This is a genomic window from Streptomyces sp. NPDC088706, from assembly GCF_044752765.1.
Lineage (GTDB): Bacteria > Actinomycetota > Actinomycetes > Streptomycetales > Streptomycetaceae > Streptomyces.
Window position 1 is genome coordinate 174,647 of the sequence record NZ_JBIVLW010000005.1, and the last position, 25,618, is coordinate 200,264.

Consider the following 25,618-nt stretch of genomic DNA (forward strand, 5'->3'; position numbering starts at 1 on the left):
TACGACGTGTCCGGCGACGGTGCGCGAACGACGCGGAGCCACGGGGTGAAGCGGCGGCTACCGTGCGTTGAAGTACTTGGCTTCGGGGTGGTGGATGACGATGGCGTCGGTGGACTGTTCGGGGTGGAGCTGGAATTCCTCGGAGAGCTGGACGCCGATCCGTTCGGGCTGGAGGAGGTCGGCGATCTTCGCGCGGTCCTCGAGGTCGGGGCAGGCGCCGTAGCCGAGGGAGAAGCGTGCGCCCCGGTATTTCAGGGCGAACATGTCCTCGACGTCGGTGGGGTCCTCCCCGGCGAAGCCCAGCTCGCTGCGGACCCGGGCGTGCCAGTACTCCGCGAGGGCTTCGGCGAGCTGGACGGAGAGGCCGTGGAGTTCGAGGTAGTCGCGGTAGGAGTTGGCGGCGAAGAGTTCGGCGGTGGCCTCGCCGATGCGGGAGCCGACGGTGACGACCTGGAGGCCGATCACATCGGTTTCGCCGGATTCTTCGGGGCGGAAGAAGTCCGCGAGGCACAGGCGTCGGCCGCGGCGCTGGCGGGGGAAGGTGAAGCGGGTGCGCTCGGAGCCGTCCTCGTGCAGGAGGATCAGGTCCTCGCCCTTGGCGACGCAGGGGAAGTAGCCGTAGACGACGGCGGCTTCCAGGAGGTTGTTGGACTGCAGGTGGTCGAGCCAGCCGCGCAGGTGCGGGCGTCCCTCGGTCTCCACCAGCTCCTCGTACGTCGGCCCGTCGCCGGTCCTGGCCTGCTTGAGGCCCCACTGGCCCTTGAACAGGGCGCCCTCGTCGAGCCAGGAGGCGTACTCCTTGAGCGGGATGCCCTTGATGACCCGGGTGCCCCAGAACGGCGGCTCGGGGACGGGGTTGGTGGTGGAGACGTCCGAGCGCACCGAACCCTCGGGCTCCTCGACCTCCAGCACGGCGGTGTCGGTGGTCTTCTTGGGGACGCGCCGCTGCTTGAGCTCGGGCAGGACCGCGCCCGGCACCCCGCGCTTGACGCCGATGAGCGCGTCCATCAGGCGCAGGCCCTCGAAGGCGTCGCGGGCGTAGCGGACCTCGCCCTCGTAGATCTCGTGCAGGTCCTGCTCGACGTAGGCCCTGGTCAGCGCGGCGCCACCGAGGATGACCGGGAAGTCGGCGGCCATCTTGCGCTGGTTGAGCTCCTGGAGGTTCTCCTTCATGATCACGGTGGACTTCACCAGGAGGCCGGACATGCCGATGACGTCGGCGCGGTGCTCCTCGGCGGCTTCCAGGATCGCGGAGACGGGCTGCTTGATGCCCAGGTTGACGACGTTGTAGCCGTTGTTGGACAGGATGATGTCGACGAGGTTCTTGCCGATGTCGTGGACATCGCCGCGGACGGTGGCGAGCACGATGGTGCCCTTGCCGTCGTCGTCGGTCTTCTCCATGTGCGGCTCCAGATGGGCCACCGCGCTCTTCATCACCTCGGCGGACTGGAGGACGAACGGCAGCTGCATCTGCCCGGAGCCGAACAGCTCGCCGACCACCTTCATGCCTTCGAGCAGCGTGTTGTTGACGATGTCCAGGGCCGGGGTGTCCTGGAGCGCCTCGTCGAGGTCGGCCTCCAGGCCGTTCTTCTCGCCGTCGATGATGCGGCGCTGGAGCCGCTCGTCCAGCGGGAGGGCCATCAGCTCCTCGGCCTTGCCCGCCTTCATCGACTTCATGTTGACGCCCTCGAAGAGCTCCATGAGCTTCTGGAGGGGATCGTAGCCCTCGGCGCGGCGGTCGTAGATCAGGTCGAGGGCGACCTTGACCTGCTCCTCCTCCAGCCGGGCGATGGGCAGGATCTTGGAGGCGTGCACGATCGCGGAGTCCAGACCCGCCTTGACGCACTCGTCGAGGAAGACGGAGTTCAGCACGACGCGGGCGGCCGGGTTGAGGCCGAAGGAGATGTTGGACAGGCCCAGGGTGGTCTGGACGTCCGGGTGGCGCTTCTTCAGCTCGCGGATCGCGCCGATGGTGGCGATGCCGTCGCCGCGGGACTCCTCCTGGCCGGTGCAGATGGTGAAGGTCAGGGTGTCGATGAGGATGTCGGACTCATGGATGCCCCAGTTGGTGGTGAGGTCCTCGATGAGCCGCTCGGCGATGGCCACCTTGTGCTCGATGGTCCGCGCCTGGCCCTCCTCGTCGATGGTCAGGGCGATCAGGGCGGCGCCGTGCTCGGCGGCCAGGGCGCTGACCTGGGCGAACCGGGACTCGGGGCCGTCACCGTCCTCGTAGTTCACCGAGTTCAGCACCGCGCGGCCACCGAGCTTCTCCAGGCCGGCGCGCAGCACGGGCAGCTCGGTGGAGTCCAGCACGATCGGCAGGGTGGAGGCGGTCGCGAAGCGGCCGGCCAGCTCCGCCATGTCGGCGACGCCGTCACGGCCCACGTAGTCGACGCACAGGTCGAGCATGTGCGCGCCCTCACGGATCTGGTCCCGGGCCATCTCCACGCAGTCGTCCCAGCGGGCCTCCAGCATGGCCTCACGGAACTTCTTGGAACCGTTGGCGTTGGTGCGCTCCCCGATCGCCAGATAGGCGGTGTCCTGGCGGAAGGGGATGTGCTGGTAGAGCGAGGCCGCGCCGGGCTCGGGGCGCGGGTCGCGTACGGGCGGCGTGAGCCCCTGGGTCCGCTCCACGACGGCCTTCATGTGGGCCGGGGTCGTACCGCAGCACCCGCCGATCAGGGACAGGCCGTAGTCCCGGACGAACAGCTCCTGGGAGTCGGCGAGGCCGTCGGGGCCGAGCGGGAAGTGCGCCCCGTCCTTGGTGAGCACGGGCAGACCGGCGTTGGGCATGCACATCAGGGGCGTACGGGAGTGGCGGGCGAGGTAGCGCAGGTGCTCGCTCATCTCGTCCGGGCCGGTGGAGCAGTTCAGACCGATGAGGTCGATGCCCAGCGGCTCCAGGGCGGTGAGGGCGGCGCCGATCTCGGAACCCAGCAGCATGACGCCGGTCGTCTCGAACGCGAGGGAGCAGATCAGCGGCACGTCGATACCCAGGGCCTCCATGGCCCGGCGGGCGCCGATGATGCTCGACTTGGTCTGCAGCAGGTCCTGGGTCGTTTCCACGATCAGGGCGTCGGAGCCGCCCGCCAAAAGCCCCTCGGCGTTCTTCTGGTAGCCGTCACGCAGCACGTCGTAGGTGATGTGACCGAGCGAGGGCAGCTTGGTGCCGGGGCCGATGGAGCCGAGGACCCAGCGCTGGCGGCCGTCCTTCTCCGCGAACTCGTCCGCGGCCTCCCGGGCGATCCGGGCGCCGGACTCGGAGAGCTCGAAGATCCGGTCGGCGATCTCGTACTCGTTGGCGGCGGAGTGGTTCGCGCCGAAGGTGTTGGTCTCGACGCAGTCGACGCCGACCGCGAAGTACTCCTCGTGGACCGTGCGCACGATGTCGGGGCGGGTGATGTTGAGGATCTCGTTGCAGCCTTCGAGGTTCTCGAAGTCCTCAAGTGTCGGGTCCTGGGCCTGGAGCATGGTGCCCATCGCACCGTCGGCCACCACCACCCGGGTGGCGAGCGCCTCGCGCAGGGCCTGCGCGCGAGTCCGGCTGTCGGGGGCGGGTGTCGGCAACGAGGCCATGGATGATCTCCCAGGGATGCGACGGCTGTCGGCTTTGCGTCCTTCTCGGGGAAGGCGCACCCCGTCAGCGTAGCCGGACACCTCGACGCGTGGTCGGTCCGTCCATGAGGCGGACTGCATGCTGTGCGGGTGCGGGCGCGGCGGGCCGTCAGGAGGAGACTTTCCCCCGGAGTCCGGCGCAGGTCGGCATCGACCGATAGTGTTCAGCATTGTCGAACCGAGGTGGAGGAGTACGGCGCGATGGCCAAGAACATCCAGTCGCTGGAGCGGGCGGCCGCGATGCTGCGTCTGCTGGCGGGCGGCGAGCGGCGGCTCGGGCTGTCCGACATCGCCTCCTCCCTGGGGCTGGCCAAGGGCACCGCCCACGGAATCCTCCGCACCCTCCAGCTGGAGGGGTTCGTCGAGCAGGACGCCGCTTCGGGGCGCTATCAGCTCGGCGCCGAGCTGCTGCGGCTGGGTAACAGCTATCTGGACGTTCACGAGCTGCGGGCCCGCGCCCTGGTATGGACGGACGACCTGGCCCGCTCCAGCGGCGAGAGCGTCCACCTCGGCGTGCTGCACCAGCACGGCGTCCTCATCGTCCACCACGTCTTCCGGCCCGACGACAGCCGCCAGGTGCTGGAGGTCGGGGCGATGCAGCCACTGCACTCCACGGCTCTCGGCAAGGTGCTGTCCGCGTACGACCCGGTGGCACACAGCGAGGTCATGGAGGCGGAGCGGCGCTCCTTCACCGCGCGCACGGTCACGGCCGCCGACGAATTCGAGGCGATGCTCGACCTGATCCGCGCCCAGGGGTGGGCCGCCGACGCCGAGGAGACCTGGGAAGGGGTGGCCGCCGTCTCCGCCCCGGTGCACGACCGGCGCAGGATGCCGGTGGGCGCGGTGGCCGTGACGGGTGCGGTGGAGCGGGTGGCGCCGGGCGGCGTGCTGCGCCCCGAGCTGATCGCCGCCGTACGGGACTGCGCCCGGGCGGTCTCCCGGGACCTGGGCGCCGGGCGCTTCTGAGGACCGGGCACCCGGAGGGCCGGGCACTGGGAGGGCCGGGCACCCCGGAGGGCCGGACACCCCGGAGGGCAGGGCGACCGCCCCCGCCGGCGCCTGGCGCGGGTCCCGCTCGCGTACACATCTGAGCGCCCGGGTGCGCCCGCGCGCGTACGGGCGCATCGTGGGGTAACGATCGCGTCGCGCACCGAGTTCTGCGCCACAGAACCCTTGACGCTTCTTTCACTCGGGGAAACACTGCCGTTCAACGGTCGGCATTGTCGAACACCTAACGGCAATACGCGTTAAGGTATGACAGTGCCAAGGGCCGGCCAAGCCGTTACAGATGGGCTTCCCACGCTTCGTGGCTACCCATCTGGGGCGCGGACCACCGGAGGGACCCGGTGTTCCGCTCTCCCCTGGACGAAGGACAAAGGAGTCGCGGGTGTCCAGCTCCGACATTTTCATCGGCGAGACCATAGGTACCGCCGTACTCATCCTGCTCGGCGGCGGTGTCTGTGCCGCCGTCACGCTGAAGCGCTCGAAGGCCCAGAACGCGGGCTGGCCGGCCATCACCTTCGGGTGGGGCTTCGCCGTGCTGACCGGTGCCTATCTGGCCGGTGGCGTCTCGGGTGCCCACCTCAACCCCGCGGTCACCCTCGGCCTCGCCATTCAGGGCGGCACCGCGTGGGGCGACGTACCCCTCTACCTCGGGTCCCAGCTGCTCGGCGCGATGATCGGCGCCGTACTGGTCTACGCGGTGTACTACGGGCAGTTCCACGCCCACCTCACCGACCCGGAGATCATCGAGGCGCAGCCGGCCGACGAGGCGATGGTCGACCAGACCTCCGCCCCCAAGGCGGGCCCGGTCCTCGGGATCTTCTCCACCGGCCCCGAGATCCGTAACGCCGTGCAGAACGTCGTCACGGAGGTCATCGCCACCGTCGTGCTGGTCCTGGCGATCCTGACCCAGGGGCTCAACAACGAGGGCAACGGTCTCGGCACGCTCGGCGCCCTGGTCACCGCACTGGTCGTCGTCGGCATCGGCCTCTCACTCGGCGGGCCCACCGGTTACGCGATCAACCCGGCCCGTGACCTCGGTCCGCGCATCGTGCACGCGGCGCTGCCGCTGCCGAACAAGGGTGGTTCGGACTGGGGCTACGCGTGGGTACCCATCGTGGGTCCGCTCATCGGCGGCGCCCTCGCCGGTGGGCTCTACAACCTCGCCTTCGCCTAGCCCACGCGGGTATCAGCGCCGTAACCCCTGACACTTCACAGACTTCCGGGAGCACACCGTGACCGACGCACACACCACCGGTACCCACGGCACCGGCCCGTTCATCGCGGCCATCGACCAGGGCACCACCTCCAGCCGCTGCATCGTCTTCGACAAGGACGGCCGGATCGTCTCGGTCGACCAGAAGGAGCACGAGCAGATCTTCCCCAAGCCGGGTTGGGTCGAGCACGACGCGACCGAGATCTGGGAGAACGTGCAGGAGGTCGTCGCCGGGGCCATCGTCAAGGCCGGCATCACCTCCGCCGACGTCAAGGCGATCGGCATCACCAACCAGCGCGAGACCACCCTGCTGTGGGACAAGAACACCGGTGAGCCGGTGCACAACGCGCTGGTCTGGCAGGACACCCGTACCGACGCGCTCTGCAAGGAGCTCGGCCGCAACGTGGGCCAGGACCGCTTCCGCCGCGAGACCGGGCTGCCGCTCGCCTCGTACTTCGCCGGACCCAAGGTCCGCTGGCTGCTCGACAACGTCGAGGGGCTGCGGGAGCGCGCCGAGGCCGGCGACATCCTCTTCGGCACCATGGACTCCTGGGTCATCTGGAACCTGACCGGCGGCACCGACGGCGGTGTGCACGTCACCGACGTCACCAACGCCTCGCGCACCCTTCTGATGAACCTGCACCGGATGGAGTGGGACGAGAAGATCCTGTCCTCCATCGGCATCCCGGCCGCGGTCCTGCCCGAGATCCGCTCCTCCGCCGAGGTGTACGGCCACGCCAAGGGCGGCATCCTCGACGGTGTGCCCGTGGCCTCCGCGCTCGGTGACCAGCAGGCGGCCCTGTTCGGCCAGACCTGTTTCGCCGAGGGCGAGGCCAAGTCCACGTACGGCACCGGCACCTTCATGCTGATGAACACCGGTGAGACCCCGGTGAACTCGTACAACGGGCTGCTCACCACCGTCGGCTACCGGATCGGCGACGAGCCCGCGGTGTACGCCCTGGAGGGCTCCATCGCGGTCACCGGTTCGCTGGTGCAGTGGATGCGCGACCAGATGGGCCTGATCAAGTCCGCGGCCGAGATCGAGACGCTGGCCTCCTCGGTCGAGGACAACGGCGGCGCCTACTTCGTGCCCGCCTTCTCCGGCCTCTTCGCCCCCTACTGGCGTCCCGACGCCCGTGGGGTGATCACCGGCCTCACCCGTTACGTCACCAAGGCGCACATCGCCCGTGCCGTCCTGGAGGCCACCGCCTGGCAGACCCGCGAGATCAGCGACGCCATGACGAAGGACTCCGGCGTCGAGCTGACCGCGCTCAAGGTCGACGGCGGCATGACGTCCAACAACCTGCTGATGCAGACGCTCGCCGACTTCCTGGACGCGCCGGTGGTGCGCCCCATGGTCGCCGAGACCACCTGCCTCGGCGCGGCCTACGCCGCCGGCCTCGCCGTCGGCTTCTGGCCGGACACCGACGCGCTGCGCGCCAACTGGCGCCGGGCCGCCGAGTGGACCCCCCGCATGGACGCGGACACCCGTGCCCGCGAGTACAAGAGCTGGCTCAAGGCCGTCGAACGGACCATGGGCTGGGTCGAGGACGAAGAAAGCTGACAAGGAGCATTCGAAATGACCACCCTGCAGAGCGTTCCCGCCCTCGGAACGCACCCGGCCTCCGGCTCCCTGCCGAGCCGCGCCGAGACCCGGGAGCAGCTGTCCCGGGCGACCTACGACCTCCTGGTCATCGGCGGCGGCATCCTGGGCATCTCCACCGCCTGGCATGCCGCGCAGTCCGGGCTGCGGGTGGCTCTGGTGGACGCCGGTGACTTCGCCGGCGCCACCTCCTCCGCCTCCTCCAAGCTGCTCCACGGCGGTCTGCGCTACCTGCAGACCGGCGCGGTCAAGCTGGTCGCGGAGAACCACTTCGAGCGCCGCGCGGTCTCCCGCGAGGTGGCCCCGCACCTGGCCAACCCGCTCACCTTCTACCTGCCCGTCTACAAGGGCGGCCCGCACGGCGCGGCGAAGCTCGGCGCGGGTGTCTTCGCCTACTCCGCGCTCTCCGCGTTCGGCGACGGTGTCGGCCATGTCATATCCCCCGCCAAGGCGCAGCGGGACGTCCCCGAACTGCGCACCGACAACCTGAAGGCCGTCGCGGTCTACGGCGACGACCAGATGAACGACGCCCGCATGGCGCTGATGACGGTCCGCGCGGCCGTGGACGCGGGCGCGGTCGTCCTCAACCACGCGGCCGTCACCGGGCTCCGCTTCACCCGGGGCCGGGTCACGGGCGCCGAGCTGAAGGACAGCGTCGACGGTACGGAGTTCGGCGTCTCCGCCCGGCTCGTGCTGAACGCGACCGGCCCCTGGGTCGACCACCTGCGCACGATGGAGGACCCGAACGCGGCCCCCTCCATCCGCCTGTCCAAGGGCGCCCACCTGGTCCTCAAGCGGACCCGGCCGTGGCGGGCGGCGCTGGCCACCCCGATCGACAAGTACCGGATCACCTTCGCGCTGCCGTGGGAGGACATGCTGCTCCTCGGCACGACGGACGAGGAGTACGAGGGCGACCCGGCGGACGTCTCGGTGACCGAGGCGGACACCGCGCAGATCCTCGACGAGGCGGCGTTCTCGATCAAGGACCAGCAGCTCTCGCGTGACCTGATCACCTACTCCTTCGCGGGTCTGCGGGTACTGCCCGGCGGTCCGGGCGACACCTCCAAGGCCAAGCGCGAGACGGTCGTCACCGAGGGCCGCGGCGGGATGCTGTCGGTGGCGGGCGGCAAGTGGACGACGTTCCGCCACATCGGCCGCACCGTGATGAACAAGCTGGCCGCCCTGCCCGGGCACCCGCTGGCCGAGGACATGGAGCCGATGAACCGGCTGCCGAAGAAGCTGCCGCTGCCCGGGATCGCCAACCCGAACGCGGTCGCGCACCGGCTGCTGATCGACGGCGGCACCCCTGGCCCCCGGATGGCGCCGGACACCGCCCGGCACCTGGCCACGCACTACGGCTCGCTCGCCTTCGACATCGCGCGGCTGGCCAACGAGAGCCCGGAGCTGGCCGAGCGCGTCCACCCGGACGCTCCGGAGATCTGGGCGCAGGTCGCCTACGCCCGGGACCACGAGTGGGCCGAGACGGCCGATGACGTGCTGCGCCGCCGGACCACGCTGACGATCCGGGGCCTGGCGACGGACGACGTCCGCGACGGCGTCGAGAAGCTGCTGGCCGACCGGGACTGATCCACACCGATCCCCCCACGGGCAGCCGGACGGGGGCGGCTTCCGACACGGGAGCCGCCCCCGTCCGCGTACCCGCGCGTCCCCGGCACGCGCCACACTCCCGCCATACGCGCGCAACGTGCCGCGAGGAAGGTGGAGGTCATGAGATTCTCGGTGCTTTCCCTGATCGGCCATGACCCGCACCCTCTGACCGGTGAACTCCCCTCCCCCGCCGACCGGTTCGAGGAAGTGATCGCCACCGCGTCCGTGGCGGAGGAGCTCGGCTTCGACTCCTGCTCGGTGGGCGAGCGGCACGCCGGGGCGTTCCTCTCCTCCAGCCCGAGCGTGGTGCTCGGCGCGATCGCGGCCCGTACCACCACGATCCGGCTGCTCACCGGGGTGACCGTCGTCGCCATCCTCGATCCGGTCCGGGTGGCGGAGGACTTCGCAACGCTCGACCAGATATCCCGGGGCCGGATCGAGCTGGTCGTCGGGAAGGGCGCCGAGGCCGGCCACTTCGACCTCTTCGGGCTCGACGAGGAGCGGCAGTGGGACCTCCAGAAGGAGAAGTACGAGCTGCTGCGCCGGCTGTGGACCGAGGAGGGCGTCGACTGGGAGGGCGAGTTCCGTCCGCCGCTGAAGAACGTGACGACGGTGCCACGTCCGTACGACGGGCTCCCGCGCATCTGGCACGGTTCGGCGACCAGCCTCAACTCCCCCGAGCTGGCGGCGAAACACGGTGACCCGCTCTTCACCGCCAACGCCATCCAGCCGCGGGAGGCGTACGCGAAGCTCATCGCGCACTACCGGGAGCGGTTCGAGGCGTACGGGCACGATCCGGCGGACGCACGGGTGGCGGCGGGCTCCGGTGGACTGCTCATCGCGGACAGCTCGCAGGCGGCCGTCGCGCGGTACAAGGAGCTGTACGAGGCGCGGGTGCGGCAGACGTTCAAGCCGCACCTGGCGGGCAAGGCCGGGTACAACACCCCGTTCCGGACCATCGAGGACGCGATCGAGGGCGGGCCCCAGCTGATCGGCTCCCCGCAGCAGATCATCGACAAGATCCTCGGGTGGCACACGGTCTACCGCCACGACCTCCAGTCGATCACCGTGGACGGCTTCGGGCTGGGCCGGCCGGAGCAGCTGGAGACGCTCCAGCGGTTCGCGGAGGAGATCGCCCCGGTGGTGCGCCGCCAGGCGCCCTCGTCGCTGTGGGAGTAGTCGCGGGAAGGGGCCGATCCACTGTTCCGGCCGATGATCCACACCTGCCGGCAAGGTTCACCCGGCCGGGCAAACGGGCTGCGGTCCAAGGGTCCCGACGCCGTAAGGTTGCTCCGTACGTATGGAGACATCGGAAGGAGGCCCGGGTGATCGAGCTCGAGTCGGTGCCCGAGCTGATCGACCCGGTCATGGTGGCCGCGTTCGAAGGCTGGAACGACGCCGGTGACGCCGCCTCGACAGCGGTCGGCCATCTGGACCGGGAGTGGAAGGGTGAGGTGTTCGCGGCGCTGGACGCCGAGGACTACTACGACTTCCAGGTCAACCGGCCCACGGTGTGGCTGGAGAACGGGGTGCGCAAGGTCACCTGGCCGACGACCCGCCTCTCGGTGGTGCGCGTCGGCGGGGAGAAGCCCCGGGACCTGGTCCTGGTGCGCGGGATCGAACCGTCGATGCGCTGGCGCTCGTTCTGCAACGAGATCCTCGGCTTCGCCCATGAGCTGGGCGTCGAAATGGTCGTCATCCTGGGCGCGTTGCTCGGCGACACCCCGCACACCCGGCCGGTGCCGGTGAGCGGGGTCACCTCCGACGCGGATCTGGCGCGGACGATGGACCTGGAGGAGACCCGGTACGAGGGTCCGACGGGGATCGTCGGCATCCTCCAGGAAGCGTGCACGCATGCCGGGGTGCCGGCGGTGAGCCTGTGGGCGGCGGTGCCGCACTACGTGTCGCAGCCGCCGAACCCGAAGGCGACGCTGGCCCTGCTCAACCGGCTGGAGGACCTGATCGGGCTGCGCATCCCGCTGGGCGAGCTGCCCGAGGACGCGCGGGCCTGGCAGCTCGGGGTGGACCAGCTGGCGGCGGAGGACAGCGAGGTCGCGGAGTACGTCCAGACGCTGGAGGAGGCGCGGGACACCGCGGAGCTGCCGGAGGCGTCCGGCGAGGCCATCGCCCGGGAGTTCGAGCGGTATCTGCGGCGCCGGGACGGCGGCCCCGGGCAGGGACCCGGCGGCCATGCGACGGAGAGCGGGGACGCGACGTACCTGCGGGACCCGTCGAGCGGTCGGACCCGCCCGCCGAAGCCGCCACGGCCTGAGGCCGGGCCGGGTCAGGGCCAAGGTCCGGGTCCCGGGAAGAAGCCAGGGGACAAGGGGCCTGACGAGGCGTCCGGGGAGAGCCCCGACGAGGAGTGAGAAGCAGCGCGCGGGAGGGGGTGCTGTACGGGCGGTCGTCCCGTACAGCACCCCCTCCTTCATGTGCGGGGGCTCAGGCGCAGTGGAACTTCGCCGCCGCCCAGTCCCCGTGGTCCCCGGTCCTGGACCCGTTGGTGTCGGTGACCTTCAGGCGCACCTGCCGTACGCCGTCGAGCTTCACGTCCACCGGTACGGTCGCCGAGGCCCCGGTCAGCTTCGGCGAGGTCCACAGCACCTTGCCGTCGCCCTCTACTGAGAACGCGGCCTCTCCATAGCCGTTGATCTCGTCGTCGATCCCCACGTCGGCGGTGAACGCGGTGCAGCGGCCGCCGAGGTGGATCGCGATGCCGGACTCGGCGTGGGTGCCGATGCCCTTCTCGTACGGGGTGCCCGCGAGCGTCAGCGTCCGCCCGTCGCCCGCTCCCGACTCCCCGTTGGAGCGGTCGCGTTCGGCGGGCCCGTAGCCGTTGGACTCGGAGAGCCAGACCAGGTCGCTCGCCCAGGCCTGGCCGGTGGGCGGTGGTGGCAGTACGGAGACGGCGAGGCGCTGTTCGCTGCCGCGGGTCTCCCCGGCGGCCCGGTAGTGGGCGAGGGCGGTGAGCCGCGTCTCCCGTACCTCCGCGTCCTTGGCGGGGGTGACCTCCACGGCGACCCGACGGGTGGAGCCGGCCGGTATGCGGCCCGGGACCTTCGCCGGGGCGGCCTTCCACCCCGCGGGGACCTGGAGGGTGACCGTGGCGTCGGTGAGGTCGGCGCTGCCCGCGGTGAGGTCGACCTGGACCCGGCCGGGCGTTCCCGCGCCGGCCTCCTGCCCCGCGGGGGCGGTGAGCACGGCTGCCGCGGAGGCCTTCTTGCCGCCGACCGCGCTGGTGCCGCTCAGCTTCACGGTGAACTTCTTGTCCGTGCGCAGGGGTGCGGTCTTCACGTGGACCACACCGCCGCGGTCGTCCCGGTCGTACCACCAGCCCTGCCGCGCGGTCTGGTACGCGGCCTCGGAGGTCAGCTCGGGCAGGGTGCGGTCCAGGCGCACCGAACGGGGCTCGGAGCCGGTGTGCACGGTGAACTCGTAAGGGCGCTTGCTCTGTTTGCCGGTGAAGGTCCCCCGGCTCTCCCCGATGGTGACGGAGACGTCGCCCGCGCCGCGTACCGGGGCGCGGACGTCGGCGCGCTGGGTGGCGTACTTGCCGTCCCGGTGCCGCCGGGTGACGCCGTCGTCCTCGTACAGGGTGAAGGAGGTGGTGCCCTGCGGGTAGATGTCCCAGGCCAGCGGGGAGGAGGCGGTGCGGTCGCGGTACGAGCGGATGCCGGGCCACATCGGGATGGCCGCGCCCGCCTTCACGAGGAGCGGCAGGGTGTCGAGCGGGGCGCTGTAGGAGTCGATGGTGGCGGGGCCCTGGTAGGTGCGGCCGCTCCAGTAGTCGATCCAGGTCCCCTTGGGGAGGTAGATGTCCCGGCGCTCGGTGGTGTCCTGGTGGACGGGCGCCACGAGGAAGTGCTCGCCGGAGAGGAACTCGTACTTCGCGGCCTCCGTCGACGCCTTCGGGTCGTCCGGGTATTCGAGGACCAGCGGGCGGACCATGCCGACACCGCTCTTGGTGGCCTCGTGCGCGTAGGAGTACTGGTAGGGCAGCAGCGACTCCTTGAGCTTCAGGTAGTCACGGTTGACGGAGGTGTACGGCTCCCCGTGGCGGAAGGGCTGCTTGTCCATGGGGGCCCAGCCGTCCATGGTCATCGTCGTACCGAGGAACATCTTCCACTGGAGGTCACGCGTGTACGTCTTGGCGCTGCCGCCGAAGATCCCGTCGATGTCACCGGTGGTGTAGGCGAGTCCGGACATGGTGGCGCCCGCGTAGGTGGGGATCTGCCAGCGGATGTACTCCCAGGTCCCGGACTGGTCGCCGGACCACTGCACTCCGCAGCGCTGCGCGCCCGCCCAGCTCTCGGGGGCCCAGGTGAAGCCGCGGGCGTCGCTGTTGTCCTCGATGCCCTTGTAGGCGTCCTTGCAGCCGTCCAGGGCGAACTTGTAGCCCTCACCGACCCAGGCGACGTCCAGCTTGGCGACCCGCTGACCGGCCTTCACCTGGGCGGCGAGGTTCTCGATGCCGTCCTCGGTCCACAGGCCGAGCTCCATCTTGCGGTCCTTCAGGCCCTGGGCGGTCTCCTCCAGGTCCTCGTAGCCGCAGCCGTAGCCGTCGTTGACGAGCATCCATCCGTTCGGCATGTCGTGCTCGACGTACCCGTCGGCGACCTTCAGCGCGTCCAGGGTGCGCCGCTCGCCCCGGTTGGCGTTGTGGAGGTAGCAGTCGGCGTCACCCACCTCCATGCCGTAGACGGGCGGCAGGAAGGGTTTGCCGGTGAGGTCGGTGTACTGCCCGATGACGTCCTTTGTCCCGCCCCCGGTGAAGTAGTAGGCGTCGAAACGCCTTTCCTTCGCACTGGTCGTCACCGGGTCGGTGAACGCGTAGGTGCCCGGTGCGTAGGTGTTGCGGAAGACGCCGTAGCCGGCCGACGAGAGGTAGAAGGGGACGGAGTTGGGGTGGCCGCCGTCGTTCCAGTTGTAGTCGACGGCGACCTGGACGGTCCTGTCGCGGTGGGAGGTGTTGCCGCGGCCGTTCTGCATCCCGGCCCCGTAGAACTGCTCACCGGCCCCCCGGGCCAGCGTCTGGACGGTGGTGTCGCCGGTCCAGCTCAGCCCCTTCGCCTCCGACCAGACGCGGCTGCCGTCGGCCCGGTGCAGCGCGAAGCGCAGCGGCTTCTTGTAGGCCCGCAGGGTGACCTCGTCGGTCGACAGCTCGTAGCGGTCGCCGCGGTCCTTCCAGCGGGTGCGGGGCGCCTTGCCCTGCGGCAGGACGATGTCATCACCCGTGGGGTCGGTGAATGTGCCGTCGGGGGCGACTTCGATGCGGAAGGTCTCCTCGGAGACGAAGCTGACCCGGGCCTCCGCCGGACCGGCGCTCAGCCGGTACACGGGCCCCTCGGCCCGGAACCCGGTCACGTCGCCGACCGTGGTGGGCTCCGGCGGGGCCGCGTCGGCGCGGGCGTCGCCGGGCCCGGCCAGGGCGGCGAACAGCCCGAGTGCCACAGCAACGGCTGCCGCTCTGATGCGCGTTGTTGATTGCATAGGAAGCTTTTAGCGCAACTTCGAGCAAGTGACTACGGACAAAAGGAACGGCCCCGAACTTCGTAGAGAAGTCCGGGACCGGTCCGGGTACGTCGGAGATGGGCGGTGGGACCCTTAGAGCGCGACCCCCAGCAGGGCGTCGACGGTACGGGAGACGAGGCCGGGCGCGCCCCCGTCCGTACCGCCGTCGGCGCTCTGGAGCTCGGCCCAGCGGTCCACGGCGGCGAGCGCCGCAGGCGTGTCCAGGTCGTCGGAGAGGGCCTCGCGGACCTCCTCGACCAGGGCGTCGGCCGGCCGCCCGTCGGGGCGCGAGACGGCGGCCCGCCAGCGGGCGAGGCGCTCGACGGCGTCGGCGAGGACCTGGTCGGTCCACTCCCAGTCGGCGCGGTAGTGGCGGGAGAGCAGCGCGAGGCGGATGGCCGCCGGGTCCACGCCTTCGCGGCGCAGCGCGGAGACGAAGACGAGGTTGCCCTTGGACTTGGACATCTTCTCGCCGTCCAGACCGACCATGCCGGCGTGGACGTACGCCCTGGCGAACGGGTGCTCGCCGGTCAGCGCCTGGGCGTGCGAGGCGCCCATCTCGTGGTGCGGGAAGACCAGGTCGGAGCCGCCGCCCTGGACGTCGAAGCCCATTCCGAGGTGGTCGAGCGCGATGGCGACGCACTCGATGTGCCAGCCCGGGCGGCCCTCGCCCAGGGAGGCCCCGTCCCAGCTCGGCTCGCCCGGACGGGCGGCCATCCAGAGCATCGGGTCGAGGGGGTTCTTCTTGCCGGGGCGCTCCGGGTCGCCGCCGCGCTCGGCGGAGAGCAGGCGCATCGCGGCCGCGTCGAGTCCGGAGACCTCACCGAAGTGCGGGTCGGCGTCGACGGAGAAGTACACGTCGCCTTCGAGGTCGTAGGCGGCTCCCGCCTCCCGCAGCCGCTCGACGAGGGGCACGATGCCCGGTATGGCCTCGACCGCTCCGATGTAGTGCTGCGGGGGCAGCATCCGCAGGGCCGTCATGTCCTCGCGGAAGAGGGCCGTCTCGCGCTCCGCGAGCTCGGTCCAGTCCTGACCGTCGCGCACGGCCCGCTCCAGGAGCGGATCGTCCACGTCGGTCACGTTCTGGACGTAGTGGACCTGCCGCTTGGTGTCGAGCCACACGCGCTGAACGAGGTCGAACGCGTTGTAGGTCGCCGCATGACCGATGTGGGTCGCGTCGTACGGCGTGATGCCGCAGACGTAGATGCGGGCGACGGGACCGGGGTCAAGGGTGATCCGTCCGCCGGTCGCGGTGTCGTGGATCCGAAGGTCGCGGCCCTTGCCAGGCAGGGCGGGGACCTCAGAAGCGGGCCAGGCATGCATGTCATGAGCGTAACCGGACGATGCTTCCGGATACGAACCGGATCCGGAATCCTGTCCGAAGAGGCACTCTTGCGGTAAACCTTCGAAAGGCTGTACGGCCCGGGGGTCGCCGCGCCCGCCGGGAGACCCTAGACGGGCGGCCAGGGGATCGGCGGCCACTGTCCGCTCGGCTTCGGATGCACGCGACTGTCGAGCAGCCCCGCCACCCGCTCCCGCAGCGCGGCCAGTTCGGCCGCGGTGATGAGTTGCGCCATCCGGGTGGCCAGGGGCTCCCCCGCCGCCAGCTCCGCGGCGAGCAGTCCGAGTACCCGCAGCGCCTCCTCGGTGAGCGGCTCGCCGGCCCAGCCCCACAGGAGGGTGCGCAGCTTGTCGTCCGCGTTGAAGGTGACCCCGTGGTCGATGCCGTACAGCAGGCCGCCGGGGGCCGGCAGCAGATGGCCGCCCTTGCGGTCACCGTTGTTGATCACCGCGTCCAGCACCGCGAGCCGCCGCAGCCGGGGGTCGTCGGCGTGCACCAGCAGTGCGGTCCGCCCCTCACCGACGTCCGCGAAGCCCACGGCCTTCCAGCCCTCGCCCGGCTCGTCGCCCTCGACGAGTGCCAGCAGCTCCGGTTCGCCGTCGGCGGAGCCGGTGGGGCCGGGCCCGTCGATCCAGAGCTGGCACATGCCCTCCCCGTAGGGTCCCTCCCGCAGCACGGTCGGCGGCACGAGGTCCCACCCGGTCGCCCGGGAGATCTCGTACGCGGCCACCTCCCGCTGCGCGAGCGTCCCGTCGGGGAAGTCCCACAGCGGCTGCTCCCCCGCGACCGGCTTGTAGGCGCAGGTGCGCTCCTCGCCCTCGTACGCGACGGTGCAGTGCAGCACCGCGTTGGAGGCCCCGCCGACCTGCCCGAGCACGGTGAGCGTGCCCTCGGTGAGCAGGGTGAGCAGCTCGGTGTCCGTCAGGCTCCGCGACGGTATCCGTTCTGGCGCGGGCATACGTGTCCTTCCGGATCGAGCGGCAGGCTGCACAACGGGCACGGCGGACGACCGGCGTTGACGACGTCCAGGGCACGCTTGGCGAACGCGCGGGCCTGGGCGCCGCTGAGCCGGACGCGGAGCATCGGCGGGCCGTTCTCCTCGTCCTGGAGGAGCTTCTCCTCGGCCTCCGCGAGGTCGTCCTCGGAGTCCGCGTCGAGCTCGACGAGGGCCTGCGCCTCGACGATCATGCGCTGTTCGTCGCCGTCCCAGGCCAGCGCCATGGTGCCGACCCGGAACTCCTCCTCGACGGGGACGTCGAGGGGGGCGGTGTCGGTGACGTCGGTGGGAGCCACGGCGGGCACCGGCGAGTTGCCCCCGGTGCGCCGGACCACCTCGTCGAGCAGTTCGTCGATCCGCTCGGCCAGGGCGGCCACCTGGGACTTCTCCAGGGCGACGCTGGTGACCCGGCCCTTGGAGGAGGCCTGGAGGAAAAACGTACGGCGGCCAGGCAACCCGACCGTACCGGCCACGAATCGGTCCGGTGGGTCGTAGAGGAACACCTGACGGGACACGTCCTGTCTCCCTTGAGAATCGATGGGGTGGATAGCGGCGCTACGGCGCGTCCACCCTACTGCCCACGGAGATCACGGCGCGCCCCCGCCGCCCCCGACCGCCGCATCGGACGTGCCGTCACCCGTACCGGCCGGCACGGCGTCCGCTCCGACGGGCTGTTCCCGCGGTGCCAGCGGGGTGAGATCGCCGGTGTCGCCGACCCGCAGGAGGAAGGGGCGCAGCCGCGTGTAGCGGATCGCGGTGACCGAGCAGGGGTCCACGTGGATGCGCTGGAAGAGGTCCAGGTGCATACCGAGCGCGTCGGCGACCAGGGACTTGATGATGTCTCCGTGCGAGCACATCACGTACGTCGCGTCCTCGCCGTGCTCCGCATCGACGCGGTCGTTCCACTCGCGTACGGCGTCGACCGCGCGGGCCTGCATGGCGCGCATCGACTCGCCGCCGGGGAAGGCCGCGGCGGAGGGGTGCTGCTGGACGACGGACATCAGCGGTTCCTCGGAGAGCTCGGCGAGCTTGCGGCCCGACCAGTCGCCGTAGTCGCACTCGCTGATGCGTTCCTCGGTGTGCACGGGCAGCCCGGGGCGGGCGTCGAGCAGCGGCTGGAGCGTCTGGCGGCAGCGCTCCAGGGGGCTGCTGACGGCGGCGGCGAGGGTGAGGGCGGCCAGCCGTGCGGGCAGGGCGGCGGCCTGTGCGGTGCCGCGCTCGTCGAGGAGGACCCCGGGGGTGCGGCCCGCGAGCACTCCGGCGGTGTTGGCGGTGGAGCGTCCGTGGCGTACGAGGATCAGCGTGGGCATACCGGCAGCCTAGATGTCACCCCGCGCCAGGTGCGAGGACGGGCCTCCCGGGGCAGTAGGGGGCGGTGACCTGACCCCCACCCACCTTGTACGTTGTGGTCCTTAACCTCCCAAGGATGCCGAAATGATCGTGGACTGTGCCATCTACCAGGACGGACGCCGGACCGATGGGCCCGACGACTTCTCCGACGCCCTCGACGAGGCGCGGAAGTCCGACGACGCCTTCCTCTGGATCGGTCTGCACGAGCCGACCGAGGAGGAGTTCGACCTGGTGCGCCACGAGTTCGGGCTGCACCCGCTCGCCGTCGAGGACGCGCTGCGCGCCCACCAGCGCCCCAAGCTGGAGGTGTACGACGACTCGTTGTTCGCGGTGGTGAAGCCGGTCGTCTACGAGTCGAACAGCGACACCGTGAGCACCGACGAGCTGATGATCTTCATCGGGGACTCGTTCGTGGTGACGGTCCGGCACGGCGACAGCGCCCCGCTGGCGGATGTGCGCGGCCGTCTGGAGGCGGACCCGCAGATACTGGCGCACGGGCCCACCTCGGTGCTGTACGCGATCAGCGACGCGGTGGTGGACCACTACATCGACGTGGCCGCGGAGCTCCAGGTGGACCTGGAGGAGCTGGAGACCGAGGTCTTCGCCCCGAGCGCGAGCGGCGACTCCTCGAACACGGCCGCGAGCATCTACACGTTCAAGCGCCAGGTGCTGGAGTTCCGCCGGGCCACCGGTCCGCTCACCGCGCCGATGACCCGGCTGGCGGGGGCCGGGGTGCCGTTCGTCCACCAGGAGGCGCAGCCGTTCTTCCGCGATGTCGCCGATCACCTGACGCGGGTCAACGAACAGGTGGAAGGGCTGGACCGGCTGCTGTCGGACATCCTCTCGGCCCACCTCGCGCAGATGGGCGTGCGGCAGAACGACGACATGCGCAAGATCTCCGCATGGGCGGCCATGGCCGCCGTCCCCACGATGGTGGCGGGCATCTACGGCATGAACTTCGACCACATGCCGGAGCTGCACTGGCCGTGGACGTACCCGGCCGTCGTCCTGTTCATGGCTTTGGCGGTGTTCGGCCTGCACCGCCAGTTCAAGCGGCGCGGGTGGCTCTGAGGATCACGCGTGCGCATGAAGAGGTACGCGCACGCGTGGCGGGTCACGCGTACTCGGGTTCCGGCACGGCCCGGCCGCCCAGCGCGTCGCGCCGCTCGGGCATCTCCAGGCGCACCATGCGCCGCCAGCCGCCGAGGCGCTCGTAGGCGTACACCGCGTGGATCCCGGCGGCCAGCGCCACGGCCTTGGGGCGCGACCAGCCCAGCAGCCGCCCCATGTGGTCCATCACCGCGAGGCTGACGTCGCGGTAGACCCGGATCTCCGCCAGGGCGCACTCCCGCATGATCCGCTGGATGTCCCGGCCGTGCCCCTCGCGGGCGAGGCCCAGCAGCTCCTCGTGGCAGTACGCGAGGTGGTTGTCCTCGTCGTCGGAGATCATCCGCACCGCACGGCCGATGTCGCGGTGATCGGTGAAATACCGCCGCAGCAGCCGCATCTGCTCGGAGGCGCGCTGCTCGGTGATCCTGCTGTGCGCCAGATAGGTGATGACGTCGCGCTCGGTGAGCCGTTCCTCGCCGCGCAGCCGGGAATGGGCGAGGCCGATGCCCTGCTGCTCCAGGAGCATCGTGTAGTCGGTCTCCGGCGGTACGTCCACCGGGCGCAGCCCGCGCCTCTTCAGGAGGGCGTTGAAGATCCGGCCGTGCTTGTCCTCGTCGGCGCCGTGCCGGACGATCCGCGGGGCGAGGGAACGGCGGCTCTCGGGGACCAGCGCGGCGATGCGGGCGTTCTCCCAGCCGCCCTGGGACTCTCCGCTGGCGGCGATGGAGCAGAAGAGCCGGTAGGCCTCGTCGTCGTCCAGGATCTCCTGGAACAGACTGCGGGCTGAAAGCATGACGGCCACCTCCGTACCGGTCCCCGCGGAGTGGGCCCCGCGGAGCAGTAGTGCGCAGAGCAGCAGTCAAGTGCGCCGGGGGGCAGTCGGCAACCGGAGCAGTGGAGGCGGCACCGGGGGCGGTCCGGCGTAACCCCGGGGCGTGCGGCGCGTTGTTCCCGGTGACGGCCGTGGCGGGGAAGACCCCCGAGCCCCCACCACGGCCGTAGTGCTGCCCCGAAGCTCCCGGAAGCTCAGGCGAGGCCGGAGCGCTCCAGGGCGTCCGTGCCGGCGCGCAGGGCGGTGAGCCGCTCCTCCAGGGTGAAGCCGGCGGGGGCGAGGTTGAGCGTGGTGACCCCGGCGGCGGCGTACGCCTGCATCCGCTCGGCGATCCGCTCGATCGGGCCGAGCAGGGTGGTCTGGTCGATCAGCTGGTGCGGTACGGCGGCGGCGGCCCCGGCCTTGTCGCCGTCCAGGTACTTGTCCTGGATCTCGGCGGCCTCCTTCTCGTACCCCATGCGCTGGGCGAGCTGGTTGTAGAAGTTCTGCTTCCGGCTGCCCATCCCGCCGACGTACAGCGCGGTGTAGGGGCGGAACATGTCGGCGAGGCCCTTGACGTCGTCGCCGACGGCGAGCGGCAGCGTCGGGGAGACGTCGAAGCCCTCCATGGTCTTCCCCGCCTTCTCCCGGCCCGCGCGCAGATAGGTGATCGCGGTCTCCTCCAGGTGCTCGGCGGAGGGGAAGATCAGCAGGGCGCCGTCGGCGATCTCACCGGTCTGCTCCAGGTTCTTCGGGCCGATCGCGGCGATGTAGAGCGGGATGTGCTCGCGCTCCGGGTGGACGGTGAGCTTGATCGGCTTGCCGGGGCCGCCGGGCAGCGGGAGCGTCCAGTGCTGTCCCTCGTAGGAGAGGCGCTCGCGGGTCATCGCCTTGCGGACGATCTCGACGTACTCGCGGGTGCGGGCCAGCGGCTTGTCGAACTTGACGCCGTACCAGCCCTCGGAGACCTGCGGGCCCGAGACGCCGAGGCCGAGCCGGAAGCGGCCGCCGGAGAGCGAGTCGAGGGTGGCGGCGGTCATCGCGGTCATGGCGGGCTGACGGGCCGGGATCTGCATGATCGCGGAGCCGACGTCGATGGATTCGGTCTGGGCCGCGACCCAGGTCAGCACGGTCGGTGCGTCCGAGCCGTAGGCCTCGGCCGCCCAGCAGACGTCGTAGCCGAGCCGGTCGGCCTCCTGGGCGACGGCGAGGTTGTCGCCGTCCATGCCCGCGCCCCAGTAACCGAGATTGATGCCGAGCCGCATAGCCGCTCCCTTTACTGATCAGTAACGTCCCTTCCCGGGGACTCTAGCGCGGGTGGCGGCGATCCGGCAGGCCCGCGCGACCTCACGTTGTCCACAGGCCTGCACCCCGTGGGGCCGTGGCCAGTAATCTCAGCGCCCATGGAGCAGAGGCATCTCGGCCGCACCGGCCTACGCGTGTCCCGGATCGGGCTCGGCACCCTCACCTGGGGCCGGGACACGGACGAGCACGACGCCGCCGACCAGCTGAAGGCCTTCTGGGACGCGGGCGGCACTCTGGTGGACACCGCCGATGTGTACGGGGGCGGGGAGGCCGAACACCTGCTGGGGCGGCTCGTGGACAGCCTGGTGCCGCGCCAGGATCTGGTCATCGCCACGAAGGCCGGAAACGTCCCGGACCCCTATCGCCGCTTCAACGGCTCGCGCGGGCACCTGCTGGCCGCCCTGGACGCCTCCTTGGAGCGGCTGGGTACGGACTACGTGGACCTCTGGCAGGTGCACGCCTTCGACCCGGCGACCCCGCTGGAGGAGACACTCCAGGCGGTGGACCTGGCCGTCTCCTCCGGCCGGGTCCGCTACGCGGGCGTGTCGAACTTCTGCGGCTGGCAGCTGGCCAAGGCCGCCACCTGGCAGCTCGCCGCGCCCGGGGTGCGCACCCGTCTGGCCAGTACGCAGATGGAGTACTCGCTGCTCCAGCGGGGCATCGAGCGGGAGGTGCTGCCGGCCGCGCTGGACCTCGGGATCGGGCTGCTGCCGTCCTCGCCGCTGGGCCGTGGGGTGCTGACGGGCAAGTACCGCCAGGGCACCCCGGCCGACTCCCGGGGTGCCTCCGAACGGCTCGCCCCGTTCGTCGAGCCGTATCTGGACGACGCGGCCGCCCGGATCACCGACGCGGTGGCGACGGCCGCGGACGGACTGGCGACGAGCCCTCTCCAGGTGGCGCTGGCGTGGGTGCGGGACCGGCCGGGAGTGGCCGCCCCGATCGTCGGTGCACGCAACGCCGGACAGCTCGCGGAGGCATTGTCAGTGGAGGCGCTTAGTCTTCCCTACGAGATCTGCCAGGCGCTCGACGATGTGTCGGCGCCCGTGCACCGCTATCCCGACCAGGACTGGAGCACGCTGTGACTGCGCTTCCCGGGGAGACCCCCGGCACCGCCGGCACGGACACACCGGAGGGCGCCGAGCCCCCGGCGGCCACCGACGCCGAAGGCGCCACGCACGCCGAAGCGCCCGAGGAGGCCGAGGAGCCCGCCGAGTTCGCGCAGGCCGAGGAGCCCGCCGAGCCCGCGCAGGCCGCCGAGCCCGCGCAGGCCTCGGAGGCCGCCGGACCCGCGGCGGCCGGTTCCGGCGCGGACACCGCCGCGGATGGCTCGACCGCCGGCGAAGAGGGTGACGCGGCCGCCACCGCCGCGCTCTCGGAGGCGCAGGCCGAGCTGGCCGCCCAGCGTGAACTGCGCGAGCGCATCGCCAAGCGCAAGGCGGAGAAGGACGGCCCCGTCACCGCCGGTGCGAAGCTGAGCGGCACCGCAGCCGACCTGCTCGCGGCCGTACGGGCCGTGGAGAGCGGCGAGAAGGCGGGTACGGAGTTCTTCGACTCGCCCTCCGGCGCCCCCGCGCCCCGGCGCGCCGCCCCGGCCCCCGCCGGACCGCCGCGCCCCGCTCCCGCCGCCGCCGCTCCCATCGACCGGGCCGCCTCGCCCGAGGCCGTGGACGCGGTGCGGGGAGTCCTCGTCGAGGGCGGGGCCCCCGAGACCCTGGCCCGCCCGGCCACCGTGACACTGGGCGAACAGGCCGCCGAGCTGCTGCGCGCCGACCCCTGGCAGCTGCTGGCGGTCCCGGGCGTCCGGCCGGAGCAGACGGACGGCTTCGCCCGGGCCCTGCTGGGAGCCGCGTGCGGCCCGGACGACGGGCGCCGCACATCGGCGCTGGTCAGCTGGCTGCTGGAGCGCGCAGCCCTCCAGGGCCACACGGCGCTGGACGCCGAGGCCGTCCGGGCGGCGCTCGCCGAGCGGGCGGTGAGCGACCCGGAGGAGGCCGTGCGCAACGCCGTGGAGGAGGGTGTCGCCCTGGTCTTCCAGGAGGGCACGGACCCCATGGAGTCGGACGCCTACGAGGAGGACGAGGCGCCGGCGGAGGCTGACGACGCCGAGGACGGGGGCAGCACCGGCGAGGCCCCGGAGCCGGTCCAGGTGCTGCTGGGCCTGGACCGCTACGCGCTGGCCGAGGAGAGCCTCGCCGACGGCCTGGCCCGTCTCATGAACGCGTGCGAGAAGGGCGCCGACTGGGCGGAGGCGGCAGCCGCCGCGCCCTCCCCGTCGGCCGCCGAGCTGATCCGTACGGCGGCCACCGCCGGGTTGGTCGCCCACAGCGGTGGCGAAGCCGCCCGGGCCGAGCCCGCCGCCCTGATCGCGGCGGCGCGTGACCTGGGCCTGCGGGCCCTGGGCGCCACCCACAGCGAGAACGGCCGCCGCCGGCTGGCCGACGCGGTCGGAGCCCCGGAGGCGGCGGTCACCCTGGCCGGGCTGCTCTCCGGCACCGAAGGTCCCGGCCGGGACGAGGACGGGGCGCTCGCGCTCGACCTGCTGGTGGTGCTGGACGCCCCCCAGCTGGACGTGGAGGGCGCGGCCGTCCTGGTCGAGGCGTTGGCGGACGGCGTCCGGCTGGTGCTGAGCGGTGACCCGGGTGTGCTGGGCTCGGCGGGCGCCGGGCGGGTCTTCGGCGATGTGCTGGCCGCGCGGGCGTGCCCGCAGGTCGTCTCCCGTACGCCGGACCCCGGGCCGATCGGCGAGCTGGTCTCCGGGATCGGCATCGGCGAGCTGAGCCAGGTCGAGGCCCCCGGCAAGGAGGTCGTGATCGTCCCGGTCCGCGACGCGGGCGAGGCGGTCCACCGCACGGTGCAGCTGGTCGCGGACTCGGTGCCCCGGGCCTTCTCCATCCCCGCCGCCGACACCCAGGTCATCACCGTGGGCCACGGCGGAGCGGTCGGGACCCGGATGCTCAACGAGGCCCTGAAGCAGCGGCTCAACCCGGGGCCCGGCCGGTTCGGCGGGTTCGACCCCGGGGACCGTGTGATCCATGTCCCCGCGCCCGGCCGGGCGGTGCCCGGAGTGGTGCGCTCGGCCGACGCGGCGGGGCTGCACCTGGACTGCGGGGGCGTCCCCGTCGTCGTACCGCAGGAGCGGGTGGAGTCGGCGGTGCGGCACGGCTGGGCGCTCAGTGCCCACCAGGCGGCCGGGATGCGCTGGCCCGCCGCCGTGGTGGTGCTGCCGGGCGACGCGGCGGCGGGGCTGAGCCGGCCGTGGGTCTACACGGCGTTCGGCCGGGGTGAGCGGCACCTGTCCGTGGTGCACGGGGTGGACCAGGCGCTCCCGCACGCGGTGGCGCAGGTCCCGGCCCGGGAGCGGACGACCCGGCTGCGCCCGCTGCTGGAGGCCATCCCGACGCCCGACGCGGCTTCCTGAGTGACGCGGTAGGACACATGACAGGGCCCCCGGCGCAGTGCGCCGGGGGCCCTGTCATGTCACGCGCGGTCGGCCGCCGGCTCGTCGAGCTCCTCGTCCTGCTCCTCCTCGTCGAAGACGGCGCTGACGTCGAAGCGGCACACCACCAGCTCGGGGTCGGCGTCCTCGAACGGGGCGCCGAGCCACTCCCCCGGCTCGGGGAGCGCCTCCGCGGCGGAGACCCAGAGGGTGGAGTCGCCCTCCTCCAGGCCGAACTCCTTGTGGCGGGAGGCGATCTCGTCCGGTTCGTACTCGCCGAAGAGCATGCCGAGCGCCGCGTGGACGCTGGTGCCGACCACCGGGGTGGTGGCACCGTCCTGGCCGGGGCCCGCGTCGATGTCGGCGAGGCGCTGGGCCTGGGCGAGCAGGCGCGGGGGCTCCGCGACCGCGTAGTCGCGCCGGATCAGCACGCTGAGCGCGCTGGGCTCGGCGGGGCCGGCGTAGGGCGGCAGGGAGTCGTCCGCGCCGGGGATCTCGAAGGGGGTGACCTCGTCGTAGCGGTCGTAGAGGAGCTCGTCGTAGACCTCGGCAGCGGCGGCCAGTGCGTTGAACGCTTCGTAGACGGCGGGATCGTCGTCCCCGGTACGGCGTTCGACCGCGTCGAGGTGACGGTCGATCGCGGCTTTGACCGCCTCGGCGGCGGCACGTACCTCGGCAGCGGTGGGCTGCGCAGCATCAGACATAGTGCAGA

18 protein-coding genes are annotated in these 25,618 nt (G+C 71.6%); 9 read left to right on the plus strand and 9 right to left on the minus strand.

Going from position 1 to position 25,618, the window contains the following annotated elements; genetic code table 11:
- Positions 1-57: 57 nt before the first annotated feature.
- Positions 58-3,576 carry a methionine synthase gene (gene metH / locus ACIQAK_RS15925; protein WP_366389754.1) on the minus strand — a complete coding sequence of 1,173 codons (3,519 nt, stop codon included), beginning with the start codon at positions 3,574-3,576 and terminating at the stop codon, positions 58-60.
- Between the two features lie 240 nt (positions 3,577-3,816).
- Between metH and ACIQAK_RS15930 the strand changes: the two genes are divergently transcribed.
- From ACIQAK_RS15930 to ACIQAK_RS15955, 6 genes are all read left to right on the plus strand, one after another.
- Positions 3,817-4,581, plus strand: coding sequence for an IclR family transcriptional regulator (locus tag ACIQAK_RS15930; RefSeq protein ID WP_043186377.1), 765 nt, complete (start codon positions 3,817-3,819; stop codon positions 4,579-4,581).
- Between the two features lie 421 nt (positions 4,582-5,002).
- Positions 5,003-5,794 (plus strand): MIP/aquaporin family protein, encoded by a 792-nt coding sequence (locus ACIQAK_RS15935; protein WP_366389753.1) that lies wholly within the window; start codon positions 5,003-5,005, stop codon positions 5,792-5,794.
- A gap of 58 nt (positions 5,795-5,852) precedes the next feature.
- Complete coding sequence (gene glpK / locus ACIQAK_RS15940; RefSeq protein WP_366389752.1) at positions 5,853-7,397, plus strand: glycerol kinase GlpK; 1,545 nt, start codon at positions 5,853-5,855, stop codon at positions 7,395-7,397.
- Between the two features lie 15 nt (positions 7,398-7,412).
- Positions 7,413-9,023, plus strand: a complete 1,611-nt coding sequence (locus ACIQAK_RS15945) for a glycerol-3-phosphate dehydrogenase/oxidase (protein WP_366389751.1) — start codon at positions 7,413-7,415, stop codon at positions 9,021-9,023.
- 141 nt (positions 9,024-9,164) lie between these two features.
- On the plus strand, positions 9,165-10,223 hold the full coding sequence (locus tag ACIQAK_RS15950) for an LLM class flavin-dependent oxidoreductase (RefSeq protein WP_366389750.1): 1,059 nt from the start codon (positions 9,165-9,167) through the stop codon (positions 10,221-10,223).
- 146 nt (positions 10,224-10,369) lie between these two features.
- Positions 10,370-11,413 carry a PAC2 family protein gene (locus tag ACIQAK_RS15955; RefSeq protein WP_366389749.1) on the plus strand — a complete coding sequence of 348 codons (1,044 nt, stop codon included), beginning with the start codon at positions 10,370-10,372 and terminating at the stop codon, positions 11,411-11,413.
- A gap of 73 nt (positions 11,414-11,486) precedes the next feature.
- Here the strand turns inward: ACIQAK_RS15955 and ACIQAK_RS15960 are convergent, their stop codons facing one another.
- From ACIQAK_RS15960 to ACIQAK_RS15980, 5 genes are all read right to left on the minus strand, one after another.
- Positions 11,487-14,534, minus strand: coding sequence for an NPCBM/NEW2 domain-containing protein (locus tag ACIQAK_RS15960; RefSeq protein ID WP_366389748.1), 3,048 nt, complete (start codon positions 14,532-14,534; stop codon positions 11,487-11,489).
- A gap of 114 nt (positions 14,535-14,648) precedes the next feature.
- Complete coding sequence (mshC, locus tag ACIQAK_RS15965) at positions 14,649-15,878, minus strand: cysteine--1-D-myo-inosityl 2-amino-2-deoxy-alpha-D-glucopyranoside ligase (RefSeq protein ID WP_366389747.1); 1,230 nt, start codon at positions 15,876-15,878, stop codon at positions 14,649-14,651.
- A gap of 128 nt (positions 15,879-16,006) precedes the next feature.
- Positions 16,007-16,855, minus strand: a complete 849-nt coding sequence (locus ACIQAK_RS15970; RefSeq protein WP_366389746.1) for an SCO1664 family protein — start codon at positions 16,853-16,855, stop codon at positions 16,007-16,009.
- Complete coding sequence (locus ACIQAK_RS15975; protein ID WP_366389745.1) at positions 16,819-17,409, minus strand: DUF3090 domain-containing protein; 591 nt, start codon at positions 17,407-17,409, stop codon at positions 16,819-16,821. The genes ACIQAK_RS15970 and ACIQAK_RS15975 overlap by 37 nt, the downstream gene beginning before the upstream one ends.
- A 72-nt stretch (positions 17,410-17,481) precedes the next feature.
- Complete coding sequence (locus ACIQAK_RS15980; RefSeq protein WP_366389744.1) at positions 17,482-18,204, minus strand: histidine phosphatase family protein; 723 nt, start codon at positions 18,202-18,204, stop codon at positions 17,482-17,484.
- 124 nt (positions 18,205-18,328) lie between these two features.
- Here ACIQAK_RS15980 and corA point away from each other — a divergent pair, with 124 nt between their 5' ends.
- Positions 18,329-19,315, plus strand: a complete 987-nt coding sequence (corA, locus tag ACIQAK_RS15985) for a magnesium/cobalt transporter CorA (RefSeq protein WP_366389743.1) — start codon at positions 18,329-18,331, stop codon at positions 19,313-19,315.
- A gap of 43 nt (positions 19,316-19,358) precedes the next feature.
- Here the strand turns inward: corA and ACIQAK_RS15990 are convergent, their stop codons facing one another.
- Positions 19,359-20,147, minus strand: a complete 789-nt coding sequence (locus tag ACIQAK_RS15990) for a ferritin-like domain-containing protein (RefSeq protein ID WP_366389742.1) — start codon at positions 20,145-20,147, stop codon at positions 19,359-19,361.
- Between the two features lie 233 nt (positions 20,148-20,380).
- The gene (locus ACIQAK_RS15995) at positions 20,381-21,430 is read right to left on the minus strand and encodes an LLM class F420-dependent oxidoreductase (RefSeq protein ID WP_366389741.1); all 1,050 of its coding nucleotides are present in this window, start codon (positions 21,428-21,430) and stop codon (positions 20,381-20,383) included.
- A 138-nt stretch (positions 21,431-21,568) separates the two neighbouring features.
- Between ACIQAK_RS15995 and ACIQAK_RS16000 the strand changes: the two genes are divergently transcribed.
- Both ACIQAK_RS16000 and ACIQAK_RS16005 read left to right on the plus strand, forming a co-directional pair.
- Positions 21,569-22,552: an aldo/keto reductase gene (locus ACIQAK_RS16000; protein ID WP_366389740.1), complete on the plus strand. Its 984-nt coding sequence runs from the start codon at positions 21,569-21,571 to the stop codon at positions 22,550-22,552.
- Positions 22,549-24,888, plus strand: a complete 2,340-nt coding sequence (locus ACIQAK_RS16005) for a helix-hairpin-helix domain-containing protein (RefSeq protein WP_366389739.1) — start codon at positions 22,549-22,551, stop codon at positions 24,886-24,888. Before ACIQAK_RS16000 ends, ACIQAK_RS16005 begins: the two co-directional genes overlap by 4 nt.
- A 59-nt stretch (positions 24,889-24,947) precedes the next feature.
- Here ACIQAK_RS16005 and ACIQAK_RS16010 read toward each other — a convergent pair whose 3' ends face one another.
- Positions 24,948-25,610 carry a hypothetical protein gene (locus ACIQAK_RS16010; protein WP_366389738.1) on the minus strand — a complete coding sequence of 221 codons (663 nt, stop codon included), beginning with the start codon at positions 25,608-25,610 and terminating at the stop codon, positions 24,948-24,950.
- Between the last annotated feature and the right edge of the window lie 8 nt (positions 25,611-25,618).

Coding starts and splice junctions, on each gene's coding strand:
- corA (WP_366389743.1), top strand. CDS start 18,329: ATGATCGTGGACTGTGCCATCTACCAGGACGGACGCCGGACCGATGGG.
- metH (WP_366389754.1), bottom strand. CDS start 3,576: ATGGCCTCGTTGCCGACACCCGCCCCCGACAGCCGGACTCGCGCGCAG.
- ACIQAK_RS15980 (WP_366389744.1), bottom strand. CDS start 18,204: ATGCCCACGCTGATCCTCGTACGCCACGGACGCTCCACCGCCAACACC.
- ACIQAK_RS15970 (WP_366389746.1), bottom strand. CDS start 16,855: ATGCCCGCGCCAGAACGGATACCGTCGCGGAGCCTGACGGACACCGAG.
- ACIQAK_RS15960 (WP_366389748.1), bottom strand. CDS start 14,534: ATGCAATCAACAACGCGCATCAGAGCGGCAGCCGTTGCTGTGGCACTC.
- ACIQAK_RS15990 (WP_366389742.1), bottom strand. CDS start 20,147: ATGCTTTCAGCCCGCAGTCTGTTCCAGGAGATCCTGGACGACGACGAG.
- ACIQAK_RS16000 (WP_366389740.1), top strand. CDS start 21,569: ATGGAGCAGAGGCATCTCGGCCGCACCGGCCTACGCGTGTCCCGGATC.
- ACIQAK_RS15930 (WP_043186377.1), top strand. CDS start 3,817: ATGGCCAAGAACATCCAGTCGCTGGAGCGGGCGGCCGCGATGCTGCGT.
- ACIQAK_RS15995 (WP_366389741.1), bottom strand. CDS start 21,430: ATGCGGCTCGGCATCAATCTCGGTTACTGGGGCGCGGGCATGGACGGC.
- ACIQAK_RS16010 (WP_366389738.1), bottom strand. CDS start 25,610: ATGTCTGATGCTGCGCAGCCCACCGCTGCCGAGGTACGTGCCGCCGCC.
- mshC (WP_366389747.1), bottom strand. CDS start 15,878: ATGCATGCCTGGCCCGCTTCTGAGGTCCCCGCCCTGCCTGGCAAGGGC.
- ACIQAK_RS15945 (WP_366389751.1), top strand. CDS start 7,413: ATGACCACCCTGCAGAGCGTTCCCGCCCTCGGAACGCACCCGGCCTCC.
- ACIQAK_RS15950 (WP_366389750.1), top strand. CDS start 9,165: ATGAGATTCTCGGTGCTTTCCCTGATCGGCCATGACCCGCACCCTCTG.